Origin of the sequence: uncultured Parabacteroides sp. (assembly GCF_905196875.1) — a bacterium.
Taxonomy (GTDB): domain Bacteria; phylum Bacteroidota; class Bacteroidia; order Bacteroidales; family Tannerellaceae; genus Parabacteroides.
This window is the reverse complement of record NZ_CAJJWO010000007.1, coordinates 46073-72268: the sequence shown is the minus strand read 5'-3', so window position 1 is coordinate 72268 and position 26196 is coordinate 46073. Positions and strand designations below refer to the sequence as shown.

The window sequence follows — 26196 nt, the reverse complement described above, 5'->3', positions numbered from 1 at the left end:
TTAAAACGTATCCATTTGATGCACATACTTCCCTTCTTCGTCATACAGGTGCACGGCACAGGCCAGGCAGGGGTCGAAAGAGTGAATCGTCCGTAGGATTTCGAGCGGCTGATTGGCATCGTGTATCGGTGTGCCGATCAAGGCTGACTCGTAGGGCGACAAGTTGCCGTTTTCATCCCTAGGCGAGGCATTCCAGGTGGTAGGAACTACCATCTGGTAATTTTTCACCCGGTTGTTTTCGATTACGATGAAATGGGCGAGGGCTCCGCGAGGGGCTTCGGTCAGTCCGACGCCTTGTGCCTTCTTCGGCCAGTTCTCGTTTTCCCACATGACAGGGTTTGCCATACGGGAGTCCCCGTTTTCCAGGTTCTTCATCAGTTGGTCGAAGAATTCGAGTGCCCATCCGGCTACCAGCTGCGTTTCGATACCACGGGCTGCCGTGCGTCCGAGGGTAGAGAAGAGGGCTTCAGGTGGTAGATTGAGTGCTTTCAACACATTGTCGACAGCCGATTTCTGGGGTTCCTTGCCTGCAGCATAGGATACGATCAGACGGGCTAACGGACCTACTTCCATAGCATGTCCTTTCCAACGTGGGGTTTTGATCCAGCTGTATTTATCTTCTACATCCAGGTGTTTATAAGGAGGTTTCGGGCCGGTATAGTCCAGGTTGGTCTCTCCATCGTAAGGGTGCAGACCGGCTTTATCACCTTCCGTGTATTTATACCAGGAGTGGTAGATGTATTCTTTTATTTCTTCGGATGAATTGGCATCCACCGGATGTACCTTGCTGAGATCGCGATCCAGAACAATACCACGAGGACTCATAAAGTCTTCTATGCCGGCATATCCGTGGAGGGGAAAGTCTCCGTACGATAGGTAGTTGCTAACGCCGCCGCCTATTTTGCTCCATTCGTCTTTATAGACTTCGGCGATCATCAGCAGGTCGGGAATATATACCTGGTCGATAAAGTCTTTTCCTTCCTGTAATTTTTGTTTTACCAGTGCCAGGCGTTCCGCATTGATTGAGTTGGCCTCATTCAGGTCGATGCTGCATGGCATACCGCCGACAAGGAAGTTCGGATGCGGGTTCTTTCCGCCGAAGACGGCGTGTACCTTGACGATCTCCTTCTGCCATTCCAGGGCTTCGAGGTAATGTACGGTAGCGATCAGGTTCTGCTCCGGCGAGAGCTTGTAGGCCGGATGTCCCCAGTAGCCGTTGGCGAAGATACCCAGTTGCCCGCTCGCAACGAACTTCTTCAGGCGGTCTTGTGTCGCTTTGAAATAGCCTTCCGTGTTCTTGGCCCACGGCGAGAGTTGCTGGGCAAGGAGGGCGGCTTTCTTCGGATCGGCTTTCAGGCCGGATACGATATCCACCCAATCCAGCGCGTGTAACTGATAGAAGTGCACCGTATGGTCGTGCATATAAAGCACTGCTTCCATGATATTGCGCACCATTTCGGCATTGGGGGGGATGGTGATATCCAACGCATGTTCGACTGCACGCACCGAGCAAAGCGAATGGATAGAGGTACACACACCGCAAACGCGTCCCACGAACACCCAGGCGTCACGCGGGTCGCGGTCGCGCACTATATTTTCTATTCCGCGTACCATCGTACCGGAACTGAATGCATCTTTAATCTTGCCGCCTTCGATGGCTGCTTCTACCCGCAGATGACCTTCAATGCGGGTGATAGGGTCTATAACGATTCTTTCAGACATGGTAATACGAATTTAGATGTTAGACTTACTTTCCGGTTCGTCGTTGTCGATCAGTTCCTTCTTCCGGATATTGGTGGCAACGGCATGGACGGCGATACCGGCCGCTGTTGCGGCTCCCAAGGCAAGGCCGATCTGGTCGGCTGTTGCTTCTATGCCGAAGCCGTGAACGTCGGGCATCCGTTTATAGAACGGGCTGTTATCCCAGAAATTCTCTTCGCTGCATCCCAGGCAGGGGTGACCGCTCTGGATCGGATAACTCGTCCCTTCATTCCATTTGATGATACCGCACGAGTTGTAAGTGCTCGGCCCTTTACAGCCCACTTTATAAAGACAATAACCTTTCTTGGCATTCTCGTCGTCGAAGCTTTCAACGAACAGACCGGCATCGAAGTTGGCACGGCGGTAGCAGGTGTCGTGAACACGACGTGAATAGAACATCTTCGGACGTCCCAGGCCATCGAGTTGCGGCATGCGTTCGAATGTCAGCATATAGATAATGACACCGGCCATCACATCGGCGATAGGAGGACAACCTTGTACATTAATAATAGGTTTCCCTTTTATTACTTTATGAATCGCTTTGGCTCCTGTCGGATTCGGGTTGGCAGCCTGTACACAACCGGCACAGGCGCAGTTTCCCCAGGCAATAATTGCCTTGGCTCCTTCTGCTGCCTCTTGCGTGATCTGTAAGGCACTTTTACCACCTACACAACAATAACCTTCGTCTTTTGTCGGGATCGATCCTTCAATCATAAGCAGGTATTCGCCATGGTATTTCTTCATGGTTTCCTCTTTGGCGGCTTCGGCCTGTTCGCCAGCGGCAGCCATCAGTGTTTCTGTATAATCGAGTGAGATCTTATCGAGCAGGAGAGTCGCCACGATGGGGTGGGCGGCGCGGATGAACGATTCTGTACAGCAGGTACATTCCTGCAGGTGGAGCCAGATAACCGGCAGACGTGGCTTTGTCTCTAGTGCGTTAACAACCTGTGCAACGCCGGATGCTTCCAAACCCATAAGGGCGGCCATGGTAGTGCAGAATTTCAGGAAATCCCTTCGGGAGATACCTTTTTGTCGGCACTCCTCGTAGACGGTCGGTCTTTTTTCTTCCATATCTTAGTAATTTATTGGTTTGCTTTAGCAAATACGTGGTAATTGTTCACCACTCAGCATATCGACGATGCGGTAATTACCGTATAGTGTTTTCATCTTTACGATCGCGTTTCCTTGTACGGTTACACGGCCGATAATCGTTGCATCCATCCCTTCCGGGAAGCTGTTCATGATCGCAAGTGCTTCCTGTGCCCGGGCTTCCGGCAGGATAACTAATACCAGTCCTTCGTTGGCTACGTAAAGCGGATCGAGTCCCAGCATTTCCGAAGCTCCTTTCACGGCATCGGGAATTGGAAGAGCAGCTTCATCCAGTACGATTTCCACGTTGGCTGTTTTTGCTATTTCGTTCAATGTTCCGCTTACTCCTCCTCGTGTAGGATCACGCAGGACATGGACTTCCTCTATAATTTTTAACAACTGAGAGAGCATATTGTTTAACGAAACTGTATCACTTTTCAGGTTTGTTTCAAATCCGAGACTTTCGCGAGCGGAAAGAATGGTGATGCCATGTGCTCCGATTGCTCCGCTACAGATGACTACATCACCCGGTTGTGCACGATCCGGAGCGATCCGGATTCCTTCGGGCACGATTCCGATGCCGCTGGTATTGATAAAGAGCTTATCGCATTTACCTCGTTCGACTACTTTGGTATCGCCTGCTACAATTTGTACACCGGCTCTATCGGCAGCACGGCGCATGGATTGTACGATGCGTTGTAGGTCGGTCAGCGGTAATCCTTCTTCCAGTATAAATCCGGCAGTCAGATAGAGTGGACGGGCACCGCAACAGGCCAGATCGTTCACCGTTCCGTTTACAGCCAGGTCGCCGATGTCACCACCGGGAAAGAAGATAGGATCGACAACGAACGAGTCGGTTGAACAGGCCATCCGCCCTTCCCAGACAGGAAAGACACAACCGTCATGATCCTGTTCCAGCAACGGGTTGTGGAAAGCCGGATAGAATATGTTGCTGATCAACTGATGCGTCATCCGTCCTCCGCCACCGTGTGCCATCAGTATACAATCGGAGTCGTTAAATGGAATCGGACAACTAAAATCTTCATTCTTCATATCTTTAATAGTCAACTATATTTATAATATGCCGCACAAACTCCCTCTGACGAAACCATCGGTGCTCCTATCGGATGTTCCGGTGAACAGGCTTTTCCGAAGAAAGGACAATCGGACGATTGCTTTATGCCGCGCATGATGTCTCCGGCTATACATCCGGGTGTAATTTCATTTTCTTTCGGATGGAATGGAAATTTCTCCCGGGAGGAATATATGGCGTACTTTTTCTTTAACTGTAAACCACTGTTGCGAATAATACCGATACCACGCCATTCCTGGTCACATGGTTCGAGTGTTTCATCCATTAAGGCACGGGCAACCGGATTCCCTTCTTCGGGGACGACGCGCTTGTAGGCATTCTCTACAAAAAAGCTTCCGTTTTCCAGTTGTAGGAGGCAACGGTAGATTCCGTACAATAAATCGACCGGTTCGAAGCCGGTAACGACCATCGGTGTCTTATATTTTTCTGCTAATCGATGATAGACTGCATTCCCGGTAATGGCACAAACATGGCCGGCTGTCAGAAATCCGTCTACCTTGCATTCCGGATCGGAAAGAATCGCTTCCATAGCCGGGGGAACTGTAAACAGAGAGGTGAGGAGCGAAAAGTTCGATAGTTTTCTACGCTGTGCCTCTTTAAGGGCCATCATGTGGACAGGCACTGTTGTCTCGAAACCAATGGCAAAGAAGATTATTTCCCTATCCGGATTATCTTCTGCTAGTTCGACGGCATCGAGCGGGGAATAAAGCATACGGACATCAGCTCCATGTGCTTTGGCTTGCAGCAGGTCTTCTTTTGTTCCTGGTACACGCATCATATCTCCGAATGAAGCCAGTATGACAGAAGGTTGTTTGGCTAGTTCTAATGCCTGGTCGATCAGGGAAACCGGAGTTACGCAAACCGGACATCCGGGGCCGTGAAGCAGTCGGATCTCTTCTGGTAATAATTCTTCCAATCGATGGCGGGCAATGGCATGTGTCTGTCCACCGCATATCTCCATAATATGCCATGGTCGGGTAGTCACTTTCCGGATAGCCCGGAGTAACGATTGTACTTGTTCATTGTCTCTGTATTCGTCAACGTATTTCATAAGCGTTCCAGCTTCTTGAGGTCTTCCAGTGTTTCTTCTGCTTCCCGGGCATTCACTACGGAGATCGCCATACCGGCATGAGCCAGGATATAGTCACCTACCGATACATCCACCCATTGGATACATATATCTTTCATGATACCGCTGAAATCGACCTTAGCCATTGTCAGGTCAGGTTCGGAGCGGTCTATATTTACTATTTTGCCAGGTATTGCCAGACACATAAGCTTATTTGTTTTTTATTAACAACTTCAAAAGTAGGTAATATGTTTTAGAAAAGGTGTGTGAAATGATACATATTATCTATTAATTGATAGATAAAGATTATTGGTATTGTTGTCCGGTCGGTTTGTTTATTAAGGGTAAACCTTCTATATTTGTCCGGACAGTTAAAATTATAAAGAGTGAAGATCTCGATATTGACAATCCGTGGATTAGTGCAAGGCGTTGGCTTTCGTCCTTTTATCTATCGTATCGCGAACGAGATGGAGATAAAAGGGGAGGTCGATAACCGGAATAACGGTGTTTGTATACGTGCTGTCCTGACTCCGGAACAATGTGATCGGTTTATCTCCCGTATAAAAAAGGAACATCCTGTTGTTGCAGTGATCCATTCTATCCAGGTGACGGAAACAGAGGTTGCGACTGCCGACTATGCCGGTTTTTCCATTACACCCAGTCATTCGGAGTCGGATGAGGTTACGCTGGTAGCTCCGGATATTGCCGTTTGTCGCGAATGCCTGTCTGACAGGGAGGAGCAGCCCCATCGTTTACAATATCCTTTTATAAACTGTACGCATTGCGGACCGCGTTTTTCTATTATCCGCGATCTTCCGTACGACCGGAAGCAGACTACGATGTCTGCTTTTACCATGTGTCCTGATTGCTGGGGAGAGTACACAACTGTTAGCGACAGACGTTTTCATGCGCAACCCGTTGCTTGTAATCATTGTGGCCCCTTCTATTATGCTATATATAATAATGTAAGGATAACCGATTATCGGGAACTCCTTCATCTTTCTTGTCGGCTGCTTCGTGAAGGGAAAGTGATTGCAGCGAAAGGTATTGGAGGTTATCATCTGATATGTGATGCTGTAAATGAGCATGCGGTAGCTCGGCTGCGTGAAATAAAACAGCGTGATAGTAAGCCTTTTGCCGTGATGTTTCATACTGTTGAGCAACTGAAAGAGTATGTCGAGGCTGATCCAGTGGAAGAGGCCTGTCTGATGTCCTGGCGTCGTCCTATCGTTTTACTAAAACAAAAGAAAGCCCTTGCTGCGGAGATCAATAAGGATATGAAAACCTTGGGCTGTATGTTGCCATATATGCCTTTGCATTATGACTGGTTTGCGACTCTTGGCATATCGGCCCTGGTTATGACCAGTGGCAATCTGAGCGATTACCCGATTGCCATTACTCCTGAAGAAGCAGACGAACAGTTATCCGGAAAAGTATCGTTGTTGCTTCATCACAACCGTGATATTCACAATCGGGTCGATGACTCGGTCCTGCAAGTTTGCGGTGGACAACCTTGCTTGATTCGCCGTTCGCGTGGTTATACCCCGGAACCATTCTTCGCAGATATGGAAGTGGAAGGAATCCTGGCTTTCGGTGCGGAGAAAGTGAATACCTTTGCATTAGGGAAAGGTGATACGATCTTGCAAAGCCAATATATCGGTGATTTGAAGAACTGGGAAACATTTAGTTTTTACAAGGAATCGTTAGAACGGTTGCAACATCTTTTCCGTTTTATACCAACCTCTTTGGTATGTGATTTGCACCCCGATTATTTATCATCACAAGAAGCGGAACGTGTAGCATTGCGGACTGGATTACCTTTGATAAAGGTGCAGCATCATCATGCCCATGCTGCCGCCTGCATGTTGGAGTACGGATTGCATGAACCGGTAATAGCCATAGTACTCGATGGAACCGGATTGGGTGATGATGGAAAAGTATGGGGAGGCGAGTTTTTTCTTTGTGACCGTAAGTCGTATCGTCGTTTGTCACATTTCGAATATATCCCGTTGCCTGGTGGTGATAAAGCTTCTGTCGAACCCTGGAGAATGGCGGTAGCTTTCTTATGGCATTATTTCAGGGATGCCGTTCGTTTTCCGGATGGGTTTGTTGAACGGATAGGAGAGCAGAAGATTCGGATGTTGATGGTTATGATGGAGAAAGGAATAAATACTCCATACTCATCTAGTGCCGGTCGACTTTTTGATGCTGTTGCTTCTTTACTTGGTCTTTGTGATGTATCGTCTCATCAGGCGGAAGCTCCGGTGTGTCTTGAACAAATAGCATCGGTTGAACCCGACGACCGTTATCCGGTTATAATAAAAGAAGGTATTATATCTTTCCTTCCGTTGTTTGAGGGAATATTGAATGATTTGGCCTCGGGAATATCTGTTTGTGATATTTCTGCTCGCTTTCATAATACAATCGCTAAAGTCTTACTGGAGGAAGTCAAATTTCTTCTAAAGCAAAATGAAGCCACCCGTGTAGTTATTTCCGGTGGCTGTTTTCAAAATAAAAGGTTGACGGAACAACTACAACGTTTTTTTACCGAAGCCGGCATACCGTTGTATGTTCCTGGTCGTATACTTTGTAACGATGGGGGAGTAGCATTGGGTCAATTGACAATTGCCGCCTCCCGAAATAAAAAAGAATGATATGCACGAAATGTCTATTGCTCAAAGTATCGTCGAGCTTGCCGAAGAGCAGGCGCGCGATCGCGGATCGTTAGCGGTTGAAGAATTGGAATTGGAGATCGGTCGTCTTGCCGGTGTAGAGCTGCAAACACTCGATTTCGCTCTGGAGAGTGCCGTGAAAGGGTCTATGCTCGAACATGCGACGATTGTACGGCATATTATCGATGGTGAGGGGCAATGTGCCGACTGTGGATGTGTCTTTTCGATGGATACTTTATTTGCCTCTTGTCCTGAATGTGGCTCTTTCTGTGTTAAAATCATTAAAGGAAAAGAACTTCGTGTGAAATCGATTGTTATTAAATAATAAATACAAAACGCTTATGTGTGGAACTTGCGGATGCGGAGAGCATCATCATCACGAACACGACCATGATCATGGCCATGAACATCACCATCATCATCATGATGAAGGTAAGGTTATAACACTTGAACAAGATATTCTTCAGCGCAATAATCTACTGGCTGAACGCAATCGCGGTTATTTTGAAGCAAAAGAAATATTTTGCCTGAACCTGATGAGTTCGCCGGGCTCGGGTAAAACAACCTTACTTGAAGAAACTGTCCGTCGTCTTGTTGGGGCTGTCCCTGAAACACCTTTATCCCCAATACATATATATGTAATTGAAGGAGATCAACAAACCTCCAATGATGCCGATCGTATCGCTGCTCTAAATATCCCTGTTTTTCAGGTGAATACCGGTACGGGGTGTCATTTGGAAGCTGATATGGTAAATCATGCCGTTAAGCACTTAGCGCCGGTAAACGGATCGATACTCTTTGTGGAGAATGTCGGCAACCTGGTTTGTCCTGCAATGTTTGATCTTGGAGAAGCAAAGAAGGTGGTGATCGTGAGTACCACAGAGGGGGATGATAAGCCTTTGAAGTATCCGCATATCTTTGCAGAAGCTGATGTTTGTGTGATCAATAAGATAGATCTTGTTCCTTATTTGGATACAAATGTAGAAACATTGAAAAATAACGCCCTGAAGGTGAATCATCATTTGCAGGTGTTTGAAGTGTCGGCCACAAAAGGTACCGGAATGGATGCCTGGTGTGATTGGCTGGTCTCAGAGTGTACAAAATGTAAATAAATTACCGTGAGTTCGATGAATGAATAGATAAAAAAACTATATTTGTTCCAATTCATTGAACTTAATTAATCAAAATGTTATGATTAACCGAGAATTAATCGACCCTAAGAGCATCGTTGTAGTAGGTGGCTCAAATAATGTGCACAAGCCCGGTGGACGCTTGGTGCGAAATCTTCTGGATGGTAAGTATAAAGGAGAACTGTATGTTGTCAACGCCAGAGAGGACGATGTGCAAGGTTTGAAATCATATCACTCCGTGCACGATATACCGGATACGGAAATGGCTATTATTTCAATTCCCGGTCCTTCTTGTCCCGAGGCTATCGATATACTGGCCAATCAGAAGAATGTAAAAGCTTTTATCGTTGTTTCAGCCGGTTTTGGCGAAGAGACTCACGAAGGGGCCCTTTTGGAAGATCAGATGCTGGCGACTGTAAACGAAGCCGGAGCTTCCATGATCGGTCCTAATTGCATCGGACTGATGAATACGAAGTTTCATGGCGTTTTTACACAACCTATACCTGAGTTTCATCCGGACGGAGTAGACTTTATTTCCAGTTCAGGAGGCACGGCGCTCTTTATTATCGAGTCTGCATTAACAAAAGGATTACGTTTCTCTTCTGTATGGTCTGTTGGTAATTCCAAACAGATCGGGGTGGAGGAAGTCCTTGAATATATGGATCGTAATTTTGATCCTGTACTCGACTCGAAGATTAAAATGCTTTATATCGAACAGATCAAGAATCCGGATAAACTGCTTTATCACGCATCGTCTCTGATTCGTAAAGGTTGTCATATCGCTGCTATCAAAGCAGGAAGTACGGAATCGGGAAAACGTGCCGCTTCATCACATACCGGTGCGATAGCCAGTTCGGATTCTGCCGTTGAGGCTTTGTTCCGTAAGGCCGGTATTGTTCGCTGCTTTAGTCGTGAGGAGCTGACTACGGTAGCTAGTATCTTTACGCTAAAAGAAGTGAAAGGAAAGAATTGTGCTATCATCACTCATGCCGGAGGTCCTGCGGTTATGTTGGCTGATGCTCTTTCTAAAGGACGTTTAAATGTACCTAATCTGGAAGGTCCGGTTGCAGCCGAATTGAAATCAAAATTATATCCGGGTGCCGCTGTCGGCAATCCGATCGATATAATCGGGACGGGTACACCTGAACATTTGGCAACTGCAATCGATTATTGTGAGAATCATTTCGATGAGATTGATCTGATGATGGTTATTTTCGGTAGTCCCGGTCTGGTGAAACTGTATGAAACATACGAAGTACTTCATAAGAAGATGGAAGAATGCAAGAAGCCGATCTTTCCTGTGTTACCTTCCATAGTGACAGCAGGGCCGGAGGTTCGTAGTTTTGTAAAGAAGGGGCATGTAAACTTTTCTGATGAGGTAACATTGGGGACAGCCCTTTCACGGGTGATCAATACACCTAAACCAATGAGTACCGATATTCAATTGTATGGGGTGAATGTACCTGAAGTGCGTCGTATTATCGATCAGTTACCTTCTAATGGTTATCTGGCACCTGAGCAGGTTCGTACTTTGTTAGGGGCGGCTAATATTCCTTTGGTGGAAGAATTCACTTCGACTGATAAGGATGAATTGATTGCTTTTGCTAAACGGGTAAAATTCCCGGTCGTAGCTAAAGTTGTCGGTCCTGTACATAAAAGTGATATTGGCGGAGTTGCTTTAAATATCCGTAGTGAGGAACATTTATTGTTTGAATTCGAGCGCATGATGCGTCTGCCGGATGTAACGGCAATAATGGTTCAACCTATGTTAAAGGGGCAGGAATTATTTCTGGGAGCGAAGTACGAGGAAGGTTTCGGTCATGTTATACTTTGCGGATTGGGAGGTATCTTCGTGGAAGTATTGAAAGACGTATCATACGGTTTAGCTCCGTTATCGTATGATGAAACTTATTCAATGATCCATTCTTTGCGGGGTTACCCGATAATAAAGGGAACCCGTGGACAAAAAGGTATCGATGAGCAACAGTATGCAGATATCATTGTCCGTCTTTCTACTATTCTTCGTTTTGCATCTGAAATAAAAGAGATGGATATAAACCCGTTATTGGCAACAGATAGAGGTTTGTTTGCTGTTGACGCGCGAATCAGGATAGAAAAGTAAGATAAATAAAAAATAAAAGGGGAATTGAAAAAGTATAAGCCTGTCGATTATTTTCAATTCCCCTTTTTATTTATCAATTAATTAGTCAGTTTTTTTCTTTTTCTTTCCGGTTCTTTTTCTTCCGGGAAGCGTAGGACTAATATTGTTTCTTACAAAATTTTTGAAACTGCTTAATGAAACCTGATAATACTCTGCCAGTTCGGCATAAGTCGCTTTTTCTTCATTGAGTTCCTTTTCAATCTGTTCTTTCTGTGCAAGTAGGTGATCCATTTTAGGAGTTCCTTTCGGTCGTCCGAGGGCTGTTCCTTTGTTTCTGCTGATCTCCAGAGATTCTCTTGTCCGGGTTGAGATCAATTTACTTTCAATTTCAGAAACGAGCCCAAAAGTAAATGCCAATGTTTTGCTGTCAACATTATCTTCGAAAGTGTATCCTTCTTTAAGGCAGTAAAGAGTTACTTTCTTTTCGATACATAACAAAATCAAATGCATAATTTCCATCAATTTTCGGCTTAAACGGGTAACATCTGCCACAATCAGCGTATCGCCGGCGTCCATACTTTTGATTATTTCTTCCAGCCTGTTTTTATGACGAGAAGAAGTACTACGGGAATCTTTATGCCATTTGTCTATAGTTATATTGTTGTTTATAGCAAATTGTTCAATCGCATTTTTTTGATTGTCACTTTGTTGCTTGTTTGAATATGTTCGTGTATAGGCAATTATCATACTATTTTCAATATTGATATGTTTATATTATAACATATTGTCTTGCAATATGTTCATGTTTGATGATCTCTTCTTTCCTTTGCTTTTCCTCCTTTCCCTTTAGTTGAGGTAATAAAACAGATGCGAAAGTAATCAATTAAAAAAAACACGAAATATTTGGTGGTTAAAAATAAATGCTTACCTTTGCACCGCAATCGACAATAAAGCGGTTGTAAAACGGGGTGTAGCGCAGTCCGGTTAGCGCACCTGCTTTGGGAGCAGGGGGTCCCAGGTTCGAATCCTGGTACCCCGACAAAAGAAGAGAATCAACGAATTTGTTGGTTCTCTTTTTTGTTTTATCTTAATAAATGCTTCCTCTTCTCTTTTATATTTTATTGTACTTCCCTTTTAATTGCAATGAAATTATTACAGTTAATGAATATAGTATTATCTTTGCAGACCGACTGCGCGTAAAGTACATCATAGTATTTTACAGATACACTTTGTTTATACTTTTGAATTATGAAATTAAAACAGATAAATCTTATTTAAAATGTATAGAACAAGAACTTGTGGAAACTTGCGCCTGGCAGACGAAGGCCTGGTGGTTACATTGGCCGGATGGGTGCAGAAAACTCGTAAGATGGGCGGTATGACATTTGTCGACCTCCGTGATCGTTATGGTATAACTCAACTGGTGTTTAACCAGGAAGTAGATGCCGCGCTTTGTGAAAAGGCAAACAAGCTGGGACGTGAGTATGTGATTCAGGTTACAGGAACAGTAAGAGAACGTTCAAGTAAGAACAATAATATCCCGACAGGCGAAATTGAACTGATTGTTTCAGAACTGAATATCCTGAATGCTGCCGTAACGCCTCCTTTTACTATTGAAGATGATACGGACGGAGGAGATGACCTACGTATGAAATATCGTTATCTGGATTTGCGTCGTAATGCTGTTCGTGCAAATTTGGAACTGCGTCATCGCATGGCTTTCGAAGTTCGTAACTATCTGGATAAACAAGGTTTTCTGGAAGTGGAAACACCGGTTCTTGTAAACTCTACACCGGAAGGTGCACGCGACTTCGTTGTTCCTTCACGTATGAACCCTGGACAGTTCTATGCATTGCCGCAGTCGCCTCAGACTTTGAAGCAGTTGCTGATGGTTTCCGGCTTCGACCGTTATTTCCAGATCGTAAAATGTTTCCGCGACGAAGACCTGCGTGCCGACCGTCAGCCGGAATTTACACAGATCGACTGCGAAATGAGTTTTGTTGAACAGGAAGATGTGCTGAATATCTTCGAAGGTATGGCAAAACACCTCTTCAAGGTAATCCGTAATGTTGAAATCAAAGAGCCGTTCCAGCGCATGACCTGGCACGACGCAATGAAATATTATGGTAGCGATAAGCCCGACCTGCGTTTCGACATGAAGTTCGTTGAACTGATGGATATTATGAAAGGTCATGGCTTCTCCGTATTCGATGATGCTGCTTATGTTGGCGGTATCTGTGTGGAAGGTGCAGCAAGCTATACACGTAAACAGCTGGATGCGCTGACTGATTTCGTTAAACGTCCGCAGGTAGGAGCGAAGGGGATGGTATATGCCCGCGTGGAAGCCGATGGTAATGTGAAATCGAGCGTAGACAAGTTCTATACACAGGAAACATTGCAGCAGATGAAGGACGCTTTCGGTGCAAAACCGGGTGATCTGATCCTGATCCTTTCGGGCGACAGTGTGATGAAGACCCGCAAACAACTTTGCGAATTGCGTCTTGAAGTAGCTGGTCAGTTAGGTCTGCGCGATAAGAATAAATTCGTATGCCTGTGGGTAATCGACTTCCCGCTGTTTGAGTGGAGCGAAGAAGATCAGCGTTTCTATGCTATGCACCATCCGTTCACTTCTCCGAAACCGGAAGATATTCCGTTGCTGGATAGTGATACCGGTGCCGTACGTGCCAATGCTTACGATATGGTTATCAATGGCGTTGAAGTGGGTGGAGGTTCTATCCGTATCCACGACAGCAAATTGCAGGATAAAATGTTTCAATTGCTGGGATTCACCGAAGAAAGAGCGCAGTCTCAGTTCGGCTTCCTGATGAACGCATTCAAATACGGGGCGCCTCCTCATGGCGGTCTGGCTTATGGTTTGGATCGTTGGGTGTCTCTGTTTGCCGGCCTCGATTCTATCCGCGACTGTATTGCTTTCCCAAAAAATAACTCAGGCCGCGATGTCATGCTCGATGCTCCGTCAGTGATCGACGACGTGCAGCTGGATGAGTTGTGCCTGAAGGTAGACGTAAAGGAATAAAAAGAAATCTATATGCTACGGATAAAGGATGTTTTGAAAGAAATAGAGCAATACGCTCCGCTACCCTTGCAGGAAAGCTGGGACAATACAGGTGTACAGGTGGGTGATGTAAATCAGCCTGCCACAGGTGTGCTGCTTTGTCTCGATGTGACCGAAGAGGTGGTCGACGAGGCAATAGAGATGGGTTGTAATCTGATCATTTCTCATCATCCTTTAGCCTTCAAAGCATTCAAATCATTGACAGGTTCCAGTTATATCGAGCGGTGTATGATAAAGGCATGCAAATACGATCTGGTGATCTATGCCGCCCATACCAACCTCGATAATGCTGCCGGAGGTGTTAACTTCCGCCTGGCCGAACTGATCGGACTGGAAAATGTACGTGTACTGAGCCCGCAAAAAGGCGCCTTGCTGAAACTGGTTACTTTCGTACCCGAAGCATATGCGGAACTGGTACGGACGACTTTGTTCAATGCCGGTGCCGGAACGGTTGGGGCTTACGACTCGTGCAGTTTTAATCTGGCAGGCCAGGGTACTTTCCGTGCCGGCGAGGGTACGAATCCGTTTTGTGGCGAAGTGGGAGAGGTGCACGTAGAGCGTGAGATACGTATCGAAACGATATTGCCTGCTTTCCGCAAATCGACCATTACCCGTGCCTTGCTTTCCGTTCATCCGTATGAAGAACCGGTTTTCGATTTCTACCCGTTGAATAACACCTGGGATCAGGTTGGTTCCGGTGTAGTGGGAGAGTTGCCGGAGGAAGAGGACGAACTGAATTTCCTGCAACGGATAAAAGACCTGTTCCAGGTTGGTTGCGTAAAGCATTCAGCCTTTACAGGTAAGCCGATACGCGAGGTTGCACTATGTGGTGGCAGCGGTGCTTTTCTGGTAAAAGATGCAATCGCCTACGGGGCGGATGTATTCATCACCGGAGAAGCTAAATACAATGACTTTTACGATGTCGAAGACCGTATATTGCTGGCTGTAATAGGCCATTATGAGTCTGAAGTATGTACAAAAGACATCTTTTATAACATAATATCGAAAAAATTCCCTACCTTTGCCGTACATTTTTCGAATGTTAATTCAAACCCGGTAAAATATTTATAGAATGGCTACAGATAAACAATCAGCTGAAAAAGAGTATACAGTTGAAGAAAAGCTTTCTACGCTGTATCAACTTCAGACGATGATGACTGAAATTGATAAGATCAAAACGCTTCGTGGAGAGCTTCCCCTGGAAGTTCAGGACTTGGAAGATGAGATCGCAGGATTGGAAACCCGTCTTCAGAACTATCAGGCGGAGATCCAGGATTATGAGAATGCTGTTGTTGAACAGAAACACAGAATCACTGAGTCTACCGGTCTGATCGAGAGATATAAATCGCAACTGGATAACGTGCGCAATAACCGCGAATTTGATAACTTGTCAAAAGAAATCGAATTCCAGGGGCTTGAAATCGAGTTTTCTGAAAAGAAGATCCGCGAATTCGGTGAGTCGATAAATCATAAGAAAGAAGAGATTGCTCAGTTGACTGAAAGATTGGACGGCCGTAAGGCTGACCTTGTTCAGAAGAAGAGCGAATTGGAAGAAATTATTTCTGAAACAAAGCAGGAAGAAGAAAGACTGCGCGAAAAGGCTAAAAAGCTGGAAACTACAATTGAACCGCGTTTGCTTACTGCATTCAAACGTATCCGTAAGGGTGCACGTAACGGTTTGGCTGTTGTTTATATCCAACGTGATGCCTGTGGTGGTTGTTTCAACAAGATCCCGCCCCAGAAGCAGATGGATATCAAGTTGCGTAAGAAAGTGATCGTTTGCGAATATTGCGGACGTATCATGATCGACCCGGAACTGGCTGGTGTAGAAGAATAAATACTGACACAGTAAATAAAAAGCTTATGGCTTTAGCTGAAATATGATATGTTTGGCTAAAGCCATAATTTTATATGGTAAATGAGGAATATCGTTCGTGCATACATAGAGAAACAGCAGTTGCTGGCCGGTGACGCTCCCGTTCTGGTCGGATTCAGCGGAGGAGCCGATTCGGTCGCTTTGTTGAATTTGCTGGTACAACTCGATTATACCTGCATTGCGTTGCATTGTAATTTCTATCTGCGCGGTGACGAGTCTGTCCGCGATGAAGAATTTGCCAGGGAAACAGCTCGTGGCTTGGGGGTTCCTTTCCATAAGATAGATTTTGATACAACAGTTTATGCCGCCGAACACAGCCTTTCCATCGAGATGGCTGCCCGCGAATTGCGTTATAACTGGTTTGAGGAAATGCGGAACCGTCTGGGTGCACAAGCTATCGCAGTTGCCCATCATCGTGATGATAGTGTGGAGACTGTCCTGTTAAATCTGATCCGTGGTACAGGTATTCGTGGACTTGGAGGTATCCGTCCGAAGAATGGTAATGTGGTACGTCCTTTGCTGACAGTCAGCCGTAGTGAGATATTGGCGTGGCTGGAAGAGCAGCATCTGTCATACGTAACCGACAGCACGAACCTGTCGGATGCCTATACACGTAATTTTATCCGTCTTCGCGTACTTCCTTTGTTGGAAGAGTTGAATCCTTCCGTAAAGACTTCTATTGCACGTACAGCCGATCACCTGGCTGAAACGGAAGCCATCTATCTGTCTGTAATGGAAGAAGCCCGCAGACAATTGGTAGAGGAGGGGGAACGTATTCCGATAGCCCGGTTGATGGACTATCCTTCGCCTGCAACTATCCTTTTCGAATTGCTGAAACCGTATGGTTTTACCCGACAGGTTGCCGATGATATATTTCGTTCGCTGACAAAAGAATCCGGTAAGATGTTTTATTCACCGGAATACCGGTTGCTGAAAGACCGCGAATACCTGTTACTTTCTCCGGTCGGTGAGGAAGAAACACAGGAATATACCTTTACCGCCGCCGATGTCCTGGAAGATATCTGGAATGGTCCTATTGAACTTTCTTTCCAGAGGATTGTTATTAATAGTGACTTCAATATCCGAAAGGATAAACATATCGCTTATTTTGATTACGACAAACTCTCTTTCCCCCTGACACTTCGTAAATGGAAAGAGGGAGACTGGTTTATTCCTTTTGGAATGAAAGGTCGTAAGAAGTTGAGCGATTATTTTTCGGATCATAAATTCAGCCGTATCGATAAAGAGCAGGCATGGCTTTTGTGTAGCGGCGAAAACATTCTCTGGATTGTAGGAGAGCGCTCCGATAATCGCTTTTGTATCAATAAAGAGACTAAGAGTGTGCTGGTTGTGAATTTTTTTTCGACAAAAATAATAGAATAACTAAAAATGTTCTTACATTTGCAAAGATTTACTCCGCAGATGTGTTACTAATGATTCAAATTAGCTAAACAATCCGGTTTTTTACAAGAAAGATTTATTTATTATCAAAAACTATTAAGATACAATGATAGCGGTAAGCACGTATTGTACATTCTTTGATCGTGTATCCGTTTTTATTACTCACTTCTCAATATGCAGAAATATAACATTCTAGAACTAAATGAAAAACTCCTTCCTGAATTGCAAAGTATAGCGGAAGAGTTAGGAATTAAGAAAATAAGTTCTTTGAAAAAAGAAGAACTTGTTTATCGTATTCTTGATGAACAGGCTATCTCTTATGCAGGTCTACAGGCTGAAAAGGAGAAAGAAAAAGAAGCTAAGAAAGCTGAAAAGCAGACGAAAGCGAAGAAACCTTCTAAAACGGCGGCTGCTAAAGCTCCTAAGGCCGAAAGTAAAGTGAAAGCGGCAAAACCGGAAGTAGCAACGACTCCGGCTCCCGAAGTGGTAAAACCTGTAGAAGAAAAGAAAGTAGCTGTTGCTGCAGAAAAGAAGGAACAACCTGAGCGTAAAAAAAGAGTTCGTATAGAGAAAAAAGAAAAGGTAGCCGGTGCAGTTGCTCCAGCTAATGATGCGGACGAAGTAAAAGTATCAAAAACACCTCAGCCTGTTGTAGCAGAAGTTCCAGCAGTAGAGAAACCTTTATTACCACCTGTTGTGGTAGAAGGAGCTCCTGAAGAATTACCTGTTGTAGAAGCAGTTCCTGAAGTGCCCGCAGTTCCGGTTGAAACTCCTGCCAGTGATGCTCCGGTTCCGGAAAATGAACCTAAAAGAGTTGTATTCAGACATCCTGATACAAAGTCGGTTCTCGATCAGCTCTTCCCGTTCTCTCCTTCACCGGCTAAGCCACAACCACAGGAAAAAGCAGCCCAACCTGAAAAGGAAGCGGCTCCGCAACCACAGCAACAAAATACACCTCGTCCTAATAACAGACAGAACAACCAGAATAATCAAAATAACCATAGCAATCAACGTAACAATAATGCACAGCAGGAAAAGCAATACGAATTTGACGGTATCCTGATAGGTACTGGTGTATTGGAAATGATGCAGGATGGTTATGGTTTCCTACGTTCTTCAGATTATAACTACCTGACATCTCCGGATGATATTTATGTATCGCAGTCCCAGATCAAGTTATTTGGTTTGAAGACCGGTGATGTGGTGGAAGGTGCCATTCGTCCTCCGAAGGAAGGTGAAAAATATTTCCCGCTGGTAAAAGTAGATAAGATCAATGGGCGTTCGCCGGAAGAAGTGCGCGACCGCGTTCCTTTCGATCACCTGACTCCACTTTTCCCGGATGAAAAATTCATGCTTACGGCACGTAAGGCTCCGAAGGTGAATGATAATATTTCCGTTCGTGTAGTCGATCTGTTCTCTCCGATCGGTAAAGGACAGCGTGGTCTGATTGTGGCACAGCCCAAGACTGGTAAGACAATGTTGCTGAAAGATATTGCTAATGCAATTGCAGCCAACCATCCGGAAGTATATATGATCGTCTTGTTGATCGATGAACGTCCGGAAGAAGTAACGGATATGGCCCGTAGTGTCGATGCGGAAGTTATCGCTTCTACTTTCGACGAACCGGCAGAACGCCACGTAAAGATTGCAGAGATTGTATTGAACAAGGCTAAACGTATGGTGGAATGTGGTCATGATGTAGTCATCTTGTTAGATTCTATAACACGTCTTGCACGTGCATATAATACTGTTCAGCCTGCATCTGGTAAGGTTCTTTCCGGTGGTGTGGATGCCAATGCATTGCAGAAACCTAAGCGTTTCTTCGGTGCTGCCCGTAATATTGAAAATGGCGGTAGCTTGACAATCCTGGCAACGGCATTGACTGAAACTGGTTCTAAGATGGATGATGTGATCTTCGAAGAATTTAAAGGTACAGGTAATATGGAGCTGCAGTTGGACCGTAAATTGTCAAACAAACGTGTTTATCCGGCTGTCGATATTACAGCTTCAAGTACCCGTCGCGACGATCTGTTGCAGGATGAAAGTACATTGAACCGTATGTGGATTCTTCGTAAGTACTTGTCAGATATGAACTCACTCGAAGCAATGGAGTTTGTAAAGAAACGTATGGAACAGACTTATGACAATATGGAGTTCCTGGCTTCGATGAATGGATAAATAGATAATAACTATTATATGAAAAAGGAGATATACCATCGCGGTATATCTCCTTTTTGTTTGTATTGTAATGAATTTCCTATGTCAAGCATCTTTTCTAGGTCTGCCACGGTGTTGCTGTCCTTTTCCGGAGTTACTACCTCCTTGGCGATTACTAGGTTTTCTTCCTCCTCCGTTGCCGGATTTGGATGGACGACCGCGGCCACGACGCATATTTCCATACTTTTCAGGTTCATATAAAGGGGCTTCTCCGAATTTTGGATCGATCGGTATTTTGTAGACTTCTTTCTCCAGGAATATCTCAATTCGTTTGAACTGTGCTTGTTCTTCTATTGCGACAAAAGTGATAGCTAAGCCTTCGCCACCGGTACCACGAGCCGTACGGCCGATACGGTGTACATAATCTTCCGGATCGTGAGGAATATCGAAGTTAACTACCAGTCGTATATCATTGATGTCTATACCGCGTGATACCACGTCGGTTGCTACCAGAATATCTATACGTCCATTCTTAAATTCTTTCATTACTTCTTCACGTTGCGATTGCTCCAGGTCGGAATGCATGGCTGCGACATTAAACTTCATGCGTTTCAAGGTGGAAGCAAGTTCTTTTACTTTCATCTTGGAAGAAGAAAATATGATGACACGTTGTGGACGGCTTTGTTGGAACAAATCTTCGAGTATCTTTATTTTTTGCGGATCGTAACAGATATAAGCCGTCTGCATGATAGATTCGGGAGGGCGGGAGATTGCGATTTTAACTTCTTCCGGATCTTTTAAGATCGTTTTTGCTAACGTCCTGATTTTTGGAGGCATGGTCGCTGAAAACATGATAGTTTGGCAGGTTTGAGGCAGTTGCTTATGTACCTGCATGATGTCGTCGTAAAATCCCATATCCAGCATACGATCGGCTTCATCGAGAACGAAGTATGAAACCTGCGATAGATCTACCGTGCCCAGTTTGATATGTGATAATAAACGCCCTGGGGTAGCGATCACAATGTCGGCCCCCATTTCCATACCCCGTTTCTGTTGTTCCCAGGCAATACCGTCGGTTCCGCCATATACGGCAACGGCCGATACCGGAACGAAGTATGTAAAACCTTCAATCTGTTGGTCGATCTGTTGAGCCAATTCACGGGTTGGAGCCATAATGATTGCATTAATGGCATTATCCGGATGGTTACCTTTACTTAGTTCGTTAATTAAAGGTAATACGTAAGCAGCGGTTTTCCCTGTTCCCGTCTGCGCGCAGGCTATGATGTCTTTCCCTTCTAAAATAACCGGAATTGTTAATTCCTGTACAGGAGTAGTTTCCTGAAAATTCATAGCATCGAGTCCGTCAAGTACGGCCTCCTCTAAATCCAATTCGTCAAATCTCATCTTCTATCATTAAATTCACCGTAAAGGTAAATAATATTTACCAAATTCTATATAGAAGTAAGTGCTCTTGTTATAAATACTCTTTTTTTTGTTGCAGGCGTTGAATTTATTGGCGTTTTTTAGTGCAGTATAATAAAAATAAATATCTTTATACCCGATTTTGATAAAAACAGTAAGTGATATGGGGATAAATGACGGCCTTGACGACCTTCAGTCAGAGTTAACTTTAAAGGAGGAACAAGATAGTATTCGTGAATTACTGAATACGATCCTGGATCATCTGCCATTAGGTGTATTTGTAAAAGATGCAGACGATCATTTCAATTATCTTTACTGGAATAAGTTCATGGAAGATATTACGGGAATTAATACTTCCCAGATAGAGGGACATGACGATTTCGAAGTAAATTACGATGCTTTACTGTCGATTGAAAAGCGTTGTGAGATTGACAGGGAAGTGATCAATACCGGGAAAACGGTAGAATTTCAAGGACAGGTAAAAACTGCAACCGGTGAATTTAAAGATATTGAAGTTACAAAATTTCCAATTTCGTTGAATTGTGGAAAAACGCTTCTTCTTGCATTATGGCGGGATATAACATCTAAAAAATCTGTTGAAGATGCGCTTAAAAGAACCCAGATGCTCACTAAGATAGCTTTGCAGTCGAGTGATATCCGGACTTGTTCTATTTTTATTAATCCCGATAGTAAGAACGGTTATAAAGATGCTTTGGTTCAACTAAATAGTTGGGATGATCATCCGGATAGTCATACAGTTATGCCGGGAACAACGTTTATGACTTATATTCATCCTGACGATCGGGAAGTTTATTGGGATCTTTTTGAAAAGATGTGTACCGGTAAGTTGACTGAAGTGAAAATGGAGATGCGTGTAAAGTACTCGGAACTGGAAGATTATCATTGGCGCGAATCGTCAGCTTATATTTATGAGCGGGATGTCAAAGGACGTCCTTTGGTTATTCTCGGTTGTTCTACCAATATACAAGATCGGAAGGATCAGGAGTTGACTCTGGAAGAAGCTCGTGAGAAGGCAGAGGTTGCTGATAAAATGAAATCGAAGTATCTGGCGGATATGAGTCATGAGATCCGTACGCCATTGAATGCTATAACCGGCTTTTCCGAACTGATGGCGTTTGCAGATACAGACGAGGAGCGTATGTCATATTATGAGATCATCAAGTCAAATAACCAGTTGCTTATGCAGCTGATCAACGATATACTCGATCTGTCGAAGATCGAAGCGGATGCAATAAAAATTAGTTATGCTCCTATTGATCTGAATGAGATGATGGATAACACGTATGCTTCCATCAAACTTCGTATGCCGAAAGGGGTAGATTTAATACTGGAAAAAGGGTTGGAGCAATGCACGTTTGGTACAGACCAGATTCGTTTGTTGCAGCTTATAAATAACCTGGCAAATAATGCGATCAAGAATACGAAGCAGGGTAGTATCACTATGGGATATAAAGATCTGGGAGACGGTCGCTTGAATTTTTATGTAAAGGATACCGGCTTAGGTATTGCTGAAGACAAGCTACAAAGTCTGTTTAAGCGTTTTGTGAAGATCAACGATTATATGGAAGGTATCGGTCTTGGCCTGGCGATTTGCAGAAGTTTAGTAACCAAAATGGGTGGTTCGATCCAAGTAGAGTCGAAATTGGGGGAAGGTTCGACTTTCTCGTTCATTCTACCTACCCACGATTAGTAATTATTTATTTCCATAATAGCGCTTGTATATTTCCTTATACAAGCCGCTTTCTTTAATTTGTGAAAGCCAGCTGTTCAGGCTGTCGAGTAGGATAGGGGAGTCTTTGCGTACTGCCCATGATTGCAGTTGCGTGAAACTGATATCTGTGTCGATATCTATTTCAGGCAGATTCTCTTTGGATATTTTTGCTATTTGCTGATCGCAAACCGCATAATCAATATCTCCTTTGGCAACCATAATAGCCAGTTGTTCGCTGGAATAAAGTTCGTCTTCTTTGATATATATCGTATCACCGATTTCATGTGCCAGGTTTTGTAGACGCAGCTTGGCCGGAGAGTCCTTAGGGATATATAAAGTCTTTTGAGCCAGATCCAATTGGTTGCGGATTGGTTTAAATCCATTATTTGCATCTTCCGTACGTTGTACCAAGACTTGCTTATTCAATACGATCGGTTCGGTGAATAGATATTCTTCTTTATTATCACTTGTAATAGGGATGTTCCGGGCAATTACGTCACACTTATTTTCTGATAATTCCCGGAAACTTTCGGCTAGGCTCATTTCCAGATGGGTCTGAACTTCCAGTCCGGATAGTTTGGCTATAGCCTGGCTGAGTTCATACTGGAAACCTTCGATCGTATCTCCGGCTACATAATATCCCGATTGATTATACTCTGTCACTATACGCAGGATACCTTCTTCCTTTATTTCGGGATAATCTCTGGGTAGAACCGGTTTTTCTTTGTTGAACTGAAATAGTTGGAACATGGCAATCAGAACAATTGCCAGCAGAATCATATAGACCACCAGTAACTTCCGCGATTTCATACTATTTAATTATTGAATGTAACGGCAATACCCATTTTCAGAACCATCGGATTCAAAGGGTAATGTGACAAGGAGAAATAATTGGGCTCGACAAATTTACTACTCAGGTTGTAAGCCATAATGAAGAAGCGGGCCTGTTTCAGATGGAAATTTACATAGGCATTTATAAGAGGATAATTACCTACTTTAACTTCATCCTGAACCTGGAACTGCTGGGTTGCCGGTTCATAATAGGGCGCATAATACGCTGTGTTGTAATATACGTTCGCACCTATCTGAACAGTCAATACTTTTGCCACTTTTGCGGCCAGATACATATTTGAGTAAGCGCTGAACTTCGGAAGAGGTAATACGTCATTGTCACCACTCATCTGCCAGCAAATTTCATTTTCCCAACCAAAAGCACGGTAACGGAAATCCTGTTTTAGGCGGGCACTTACCACCTGCAGATTGCTTCCGTGTTGTTCGGGCATACCCATTTTATTGAAAAAAATGTAATTCTGAATACTTTCCACTCCTGCTGATAATGTAGTTCCGGTCGATTCGAGATTGACTTCTCCACCAACATATATCTGCTGTATCTTTTTAAACTGATCATTGTCCCACCAGAAATAACGGGAATGATTATGACGCATATAGAAAGCGGGGGTTACATTTTTAATGTAAGCGTTCGCTTTGATCGTTGCTTCCTTTCTAAACAGTTTGAAACGTGTCTGCAAATCTCCTGTAGCGCGGAATTCGCCGACATCACTACCAATGAGGCAAAGTTCACCCCGGGCATTATAGGTCAGAATACTTCCCATACGTTTAGATAATTCAGCTCCGATATAAGTTGAAAACTCATCGTATATCTTTTCTTTCGGAAGATTGTTCAGATCGACATTGTCGACTGAGAAATTAGGACCTCTACCATATTCTCCATAATCAAGTCCTTCGATCCTGGGATCTAGTTTGAATCGACGTTTCTCCAAACTAACGAATGCCGTCAATCCGAATTTAGCCCAATCCTGGAATCCTTCCCGGAGAGAAAGTCCGATTGTGTTTTTTAAATTCCATGAAGATGTCTGGTCGTTTAGTGTTGCTCCCAGTCCATAGATACGGGGAAAACTTTTATCACCGTCTTTAACTATATATGCTGAGTCGAGCAGATTGCTATGAGAGATAAACCGGCGACGGTTGTCTTCATAATCGATTGTATGGATGATGCTGGATACAGGCACGAATACTTCTTTCGGGTTCCCTTCTTCGTCGGTTTCTTCCAGTTCGCGGGTAAATCCGAGGTTATATCGTTGAGTAAGGAAATACCGTTTACCGCGTACACGGTTCCATGCACTTGCCAAGTAACGTACGTCGTACGATTTGGTATCGGAAGGACGCCCTTCGGGGAAATACTCGTCCGGGTGATTGATTGTCGAGTCATTGGCAAGACCACCGTTTTCGTAATTTACAAAGTTAAAGTTACTTAGGTAAGCATGCATTTCGTAACGGTCGGTCTGGTAACTACCGAACAGGCGGTAACTTAGCAATTTGTCACCGTTGTCTTTGTAATGTCCTCGTCCATAGATATAGTCGATATCTCCACCCACGTTGATCTTCTTGCCGAAGTTCATGGTCATAGTCCCTTTCAACTGTTCTTCCTTATTGGTACTACCGCCGGCGGAGGTGTACATGATGTTGGTATAAGGTATTTTAGTGTTGTAGAAATAAGCATTCTCCGGTGTCGTGATGTAGTAGTCGTAGGCATCGGCAAAAATAAAGTCGCGGGGTTCTTTCCGTTCGGAAAAGATCTTTGTCTGTGCCGGAGAACCCAGGTTTGCCAGGTATCCGATAGCCAGAGACTTGCTTTCAACCAATGTCGTATTACCGAAGTTCAGCTTGTTGGTATCCAGCGGAGCTACATAGGCTTCCCCTAAAAGAGGGGTAAGGTGGTAAGCGATAAGACGTTTGGATTTCAGAGCGGCACTGTCCACAACCAATAAACTGTCGGGTATCTCTTTCTGTGATGAAGAAAGGTTCGACAAAGAGAAGCCACCACGTTTTCCTCCTCCTTCTGATCTGCCACGTGCTCCTCTCTGAGCCTGAACGGTTACGGCAGATACTATCAGCAACAATAATATGTATAAGCAATGCTTCATGGGTTGCAAAGATAATATAATGTGCTAATAAATCAATGTGCCAATATGCCAATAAACCTTATTTACCTATTGAAGGCTTTCGTTTAATTGGCACATTGGTACATTAAAATATTGGCATATTATTATACCTTCTGTATGATCTCCATGCCTTTCTTTATGGCGGCTTCGTTCATCGGGATCAGCTTGTGATGACGTTCGGGCAGGGATTTCTTCAGGCCCAGCAATACATTCTCAAGTTTTACCATCGGAACAATTTTTAATAAACCGCCCAGTATAAGCATATTGAATGCTTTTTCATTCTTCATTTCGGTTGCTGCATCCATGGCATCCACGCGGTAAACGCTGATGTCGGTACGTTTAACCGGAGTATGTATACCATATCCGTCGTAGATCAGAATACCGCCCGGTTTTACCTTGCTTTCGAACTTATCCATCGAAGGCTGGTTCAGGATGATTGCGATATCATATTCATTCAGGATCGGAGAACTGATCGGATCGTCGCTCAGAATTACCGTTACATTGGCCGTTCCGCCGCGTTGTTCTGGTCCGTATGAAGGCATCCAGCTAACTTCCTTTCCTTCCATTAGTCCGGAATAAGCAAGTATCTTACCCATCGACAGAACGCCTTGTCCGCCAAAGCCTGCTATAATAATTTCTTGTTTCATTGTAATA

Annotated in this window: 20 protein-coding genes and 1 tRNA gene; 11 read left to right on the top strand and 10 right to left on the bottom strand. The window is 44.3% G+C overall.

The genetic code is table 11. The features are described 5' to 3' along the window. The 5 genes from QZ076_RS04370 to QZ076_RS04350 are packed head-to-tail and all read right to left on the bottom strand — an operon-like array spanning position 1 to position 5218. Entirely contained in the window at positions 1-1722 is a 1722-nt protein-coding gene (locus tag QZ076_RS04370; protein ID WP_293710651.1) for a nickel-dependent hydrogenase large subunit, read from the bottom strand. Positions 1723-1734: 12 nt separating this feature from the next. Next, positions 1735-2832 (bottom strand): hydrogenase small subunit, encoded by a 1098-nt coding sequence (locus QZ076_RS04365; RefSeq protein ID WP_293710649.1) that lies wholly within the window; start codon positions 2830-2832, stop codon positions 1735-1737. 24 nt (positions 2833-2856) lie between these two features. Continuing rightward, positions 2857-3903, bottom strand: coding sequence for a hydrogenase expression/formation protein HypE (gene hypE / locus QZ076_RS04360; RefSeq protein WP_293710647.1), 1047 nt, complete (start codon positions 3901-3903; stop codon positions 2857-2859). An 11-nt stretch (positions 3904-3914) separates the two neighbouring features. Next, on the bottom strand, positions 3915-4994 hold the full coding sequence (gene hypD, locus QZ076_RS04355) for a hydrogenase formation protein HypD (protein ID WP_293710645.1): 1080 nt from the start codon (positions 4992-4994) through the stop codon (positions 3915-3917). Continuing rightward, the gene (locus QZ076_RS04350; protein ID WP_293710643.1) at positions 4991-5218 is read right to left on the bottom strand and encodes a HypC/HybG/HupF family hydrogenase formation chaperone; all 228 of its coding nucleotides are present in this window, start codon (positions 5216-5218) and stop codon (positions 4991-4993) included. The genes hypD and QZ076_RS04350 overlap by 4 nt, the downstream gene beginning before the upstream one ends. A gap of 180 nt (positions 5219-5398) precedes the next feature. Between QZ076_RS04350 and hypF the strand changes: the two genes are divergently transcribed. The 4 genes from hypF (at position 5399) to QZ076_RS04330 (ending at position 10936) form a co-directional block, all read left to right on the top strand. Continuing rightward, positions 5399-7666, top strand: coding sequence for a carbamoyltransferase HypF (gene hypF / locus QZ076_RS04345; protein WP_293710642.1), 2268 nt, complete (start codon positions 5399-5401; stop codon positions 7664-7666). 1 nt (position 7667) lies between these two features. Then, positions 7668-8009 (top strand): hydrogenase maturation nickel metallochaperone HypA, encoded by a 342-nt coding sequence (locus QZ076_RS04340; RefSeq protein WP_293710640.1) that lies wholly within the window; start codon positions 7668-7670, stop codon positions 8007-8009. A gap of 16 nt (positions 8010-8025) precedes the next feature. Then, on the top strand, positions 8026-8796 hold the full coding sequence (hypB, locus tag QZ076_RS04335) for a hydrogenase nickel incorporation protein HypB (RefSeq protein ID WP_293710638.1): 771 nt from the start codon (positions 8026-8028) through the stop codon (positions 8794-8796). A gap of 79 nt (positions 8797-8875) precedes the next feature. Continuing rightward, entirely contained in the window at positions 8876-10936 is a 2061-nt protein-coding gene (locus tag QZ076_RS04330) for an acetate--CoA ligase (RefSeq protein ID WP_129732968.1), read from the top strand. An 81-nt stretch (positions 10937-11017) separates the two neighbouring features. Here the strand turns inward: QZ076_RS04330 and QZ076_RS04325 are convergent, their stop codons facing one another. Beyond that, positions 11018-11662, bottom strand: coding sequence for a recombinase family protein (locus QZ076_RS04325; RefSeq protein ID WP_293710634.1), 645 nt, complete (start codon positions 11660-11662; stop codon positions 11018-11020). A 217-nt stretch (positions 11663-11879) separates the two neighbouring features. Between QZ076_RS04325 and QZ076_RS04320 the strand changes: the two genes are divergently transcribed. The 6 genes from QZ076_RS04320 (at position 11880) to rho (ending at position 19446) form a co-directional block, all read left to right on the top strand. Continuing rightward, positions 11880-11954: transfer RNA gene (locus tag QZ076_RS04320), tRNA-Pro, on the top strand. A 240-nt stretch (positions 11955-12194) separates the two neighbouring features. Then, the gene (gene aspS / locus QZ076_RS04315; RefSeq protein WP_293710632.1) at positions 12195-13952 is read left to right on the top strand and encodes an aspartate--tRNA ligase; all 1758 of its coding nucleotides are present in this window, start codon (positions 12195-12197) and stop codon (positions 13950-13952) included. 12 nt (positions 13953-13964) lie between these two features. Then, positions 13965-15062, top strand: coding sequence for a Nif3-like dinuclear metal center hexameric protein (locus QZ076_RS04310; RefSeq protein WP_293710630.1), 1098 nt, complete (start codon positions 13965-13967; stop codon positions 15060-15062). Position 15063: 1 nt separating this feature from the next. After that, positions 15064-15828: a C4-type zinc ribbon domain-containing protein gene (locus tag QZ076_RS04305; RefSeq protein WP_293710629.1), complete on the top strand. Its 765-nt coding sequence runs from the start codon at positions 15064-15066 to the stop codon at positions 15826-15828. A gap of 81 nt (positions 15829-15909) precedes the next feature. After that, positions 15910-17250, top strand: a complete 1341-nt coding sequence (gene tilS, locus QZ076_RS04300) for a tRNA lysidine(34) synthetase TilS (protein WP_293710627.1) — start codon at positions 15910-15912, stop codon at positions 17248-17250. 192 nt (positions 17251-17442) lie between these two features. Beyond that, a complete protein-coding gene (rho, locus tag QZ076_RS04295) occupies positions 17443-19446 on the top strand; it encodes a transcription termination factor Rho (RefSeq protein ID WP_293710625.1) in 2004 nt (667 codons plus the stop codon). A gap of 84 nt (positions 19447-19530) precedes the next feature. On the opposite strand, the gene QZ076_RS04290 is transcribed toward rho, so the two are convergent. After that, positions 19531-20829 carry a DEAD/DEAH box helicase gene (locus QZ076_RS04290; RefSeq protein WP_293710623.1) on the bottom strand — a complete coding sequence of 433 codons (1299 nt, stop codon included), beginning with the start codon at positions 20827-20829 and terminating at the stop codon, positions 19531-19533. A gap of 181 nt (positions 20830-21010) precedes the next feature. Here QZ076_RS04290 and QZ076_RS04285 point away from each other — a divergent pair, with 181 nt between their 5' ends. Beyond that, a complete protein-coding gene (locus tag QZ076_RS04285; RefSeq protein ID WP_293710621.1) occupies positions 21011-22558 on the top strand; it encodes an ATP-binding protein in 1548 nt (515 codons plus the stop codon). A 3-nt stretch (positions 22559-22561) separates the two neighbouring features. On the opposite strand, the gene QZ076_RS04280 is transcribed toward QZ076_RS04285, so the two are convergent. The 3 genes from QZ076_RS04280 to QZ076_RS04270 all read right to left on the bottom strand — a co-directional run bounded on the left by QZ076_RS04280 (position 22562) and on the right by QZ076_RS04270 (position 26189). Beyond that, positions 22562-23389, bottom strand: a complete 828-nt coding sequence (locus tag QZ076_RS04280) for a transporter substrate-binding domain-containing protein (protein ID WP_293710619.1) — start codon at positions 23387-23389, stop codon at positions 22562-22564. 5 nt (positions 23390-23394) lie between these two features. Then, positions 23395-25524: a putative porin gene (locus QZ076_RS04275; protein WP_293710617.1), complete on the bottom strand. Its 2130-nt coding sequence runs from the start codon at positions 25522-25524 to the stop codon at positions 23395-23397. A 122-nt stretch (positions 25525-25646) separates the two neighbouring features. Beyond that, positions 25647-26189: a 2-oxoacid:acceptor oxidoreductase family protein gene (locus tag QZ076_RS04270; protein WP_286076150.1), complete on the bottom strand. Its 543-nt coding sequence runs from the start codon at positions 26187-26189 to the stop codon at positions 25647-25649. Positions 26190-26196: the final 7 nt, after the last annotated feature.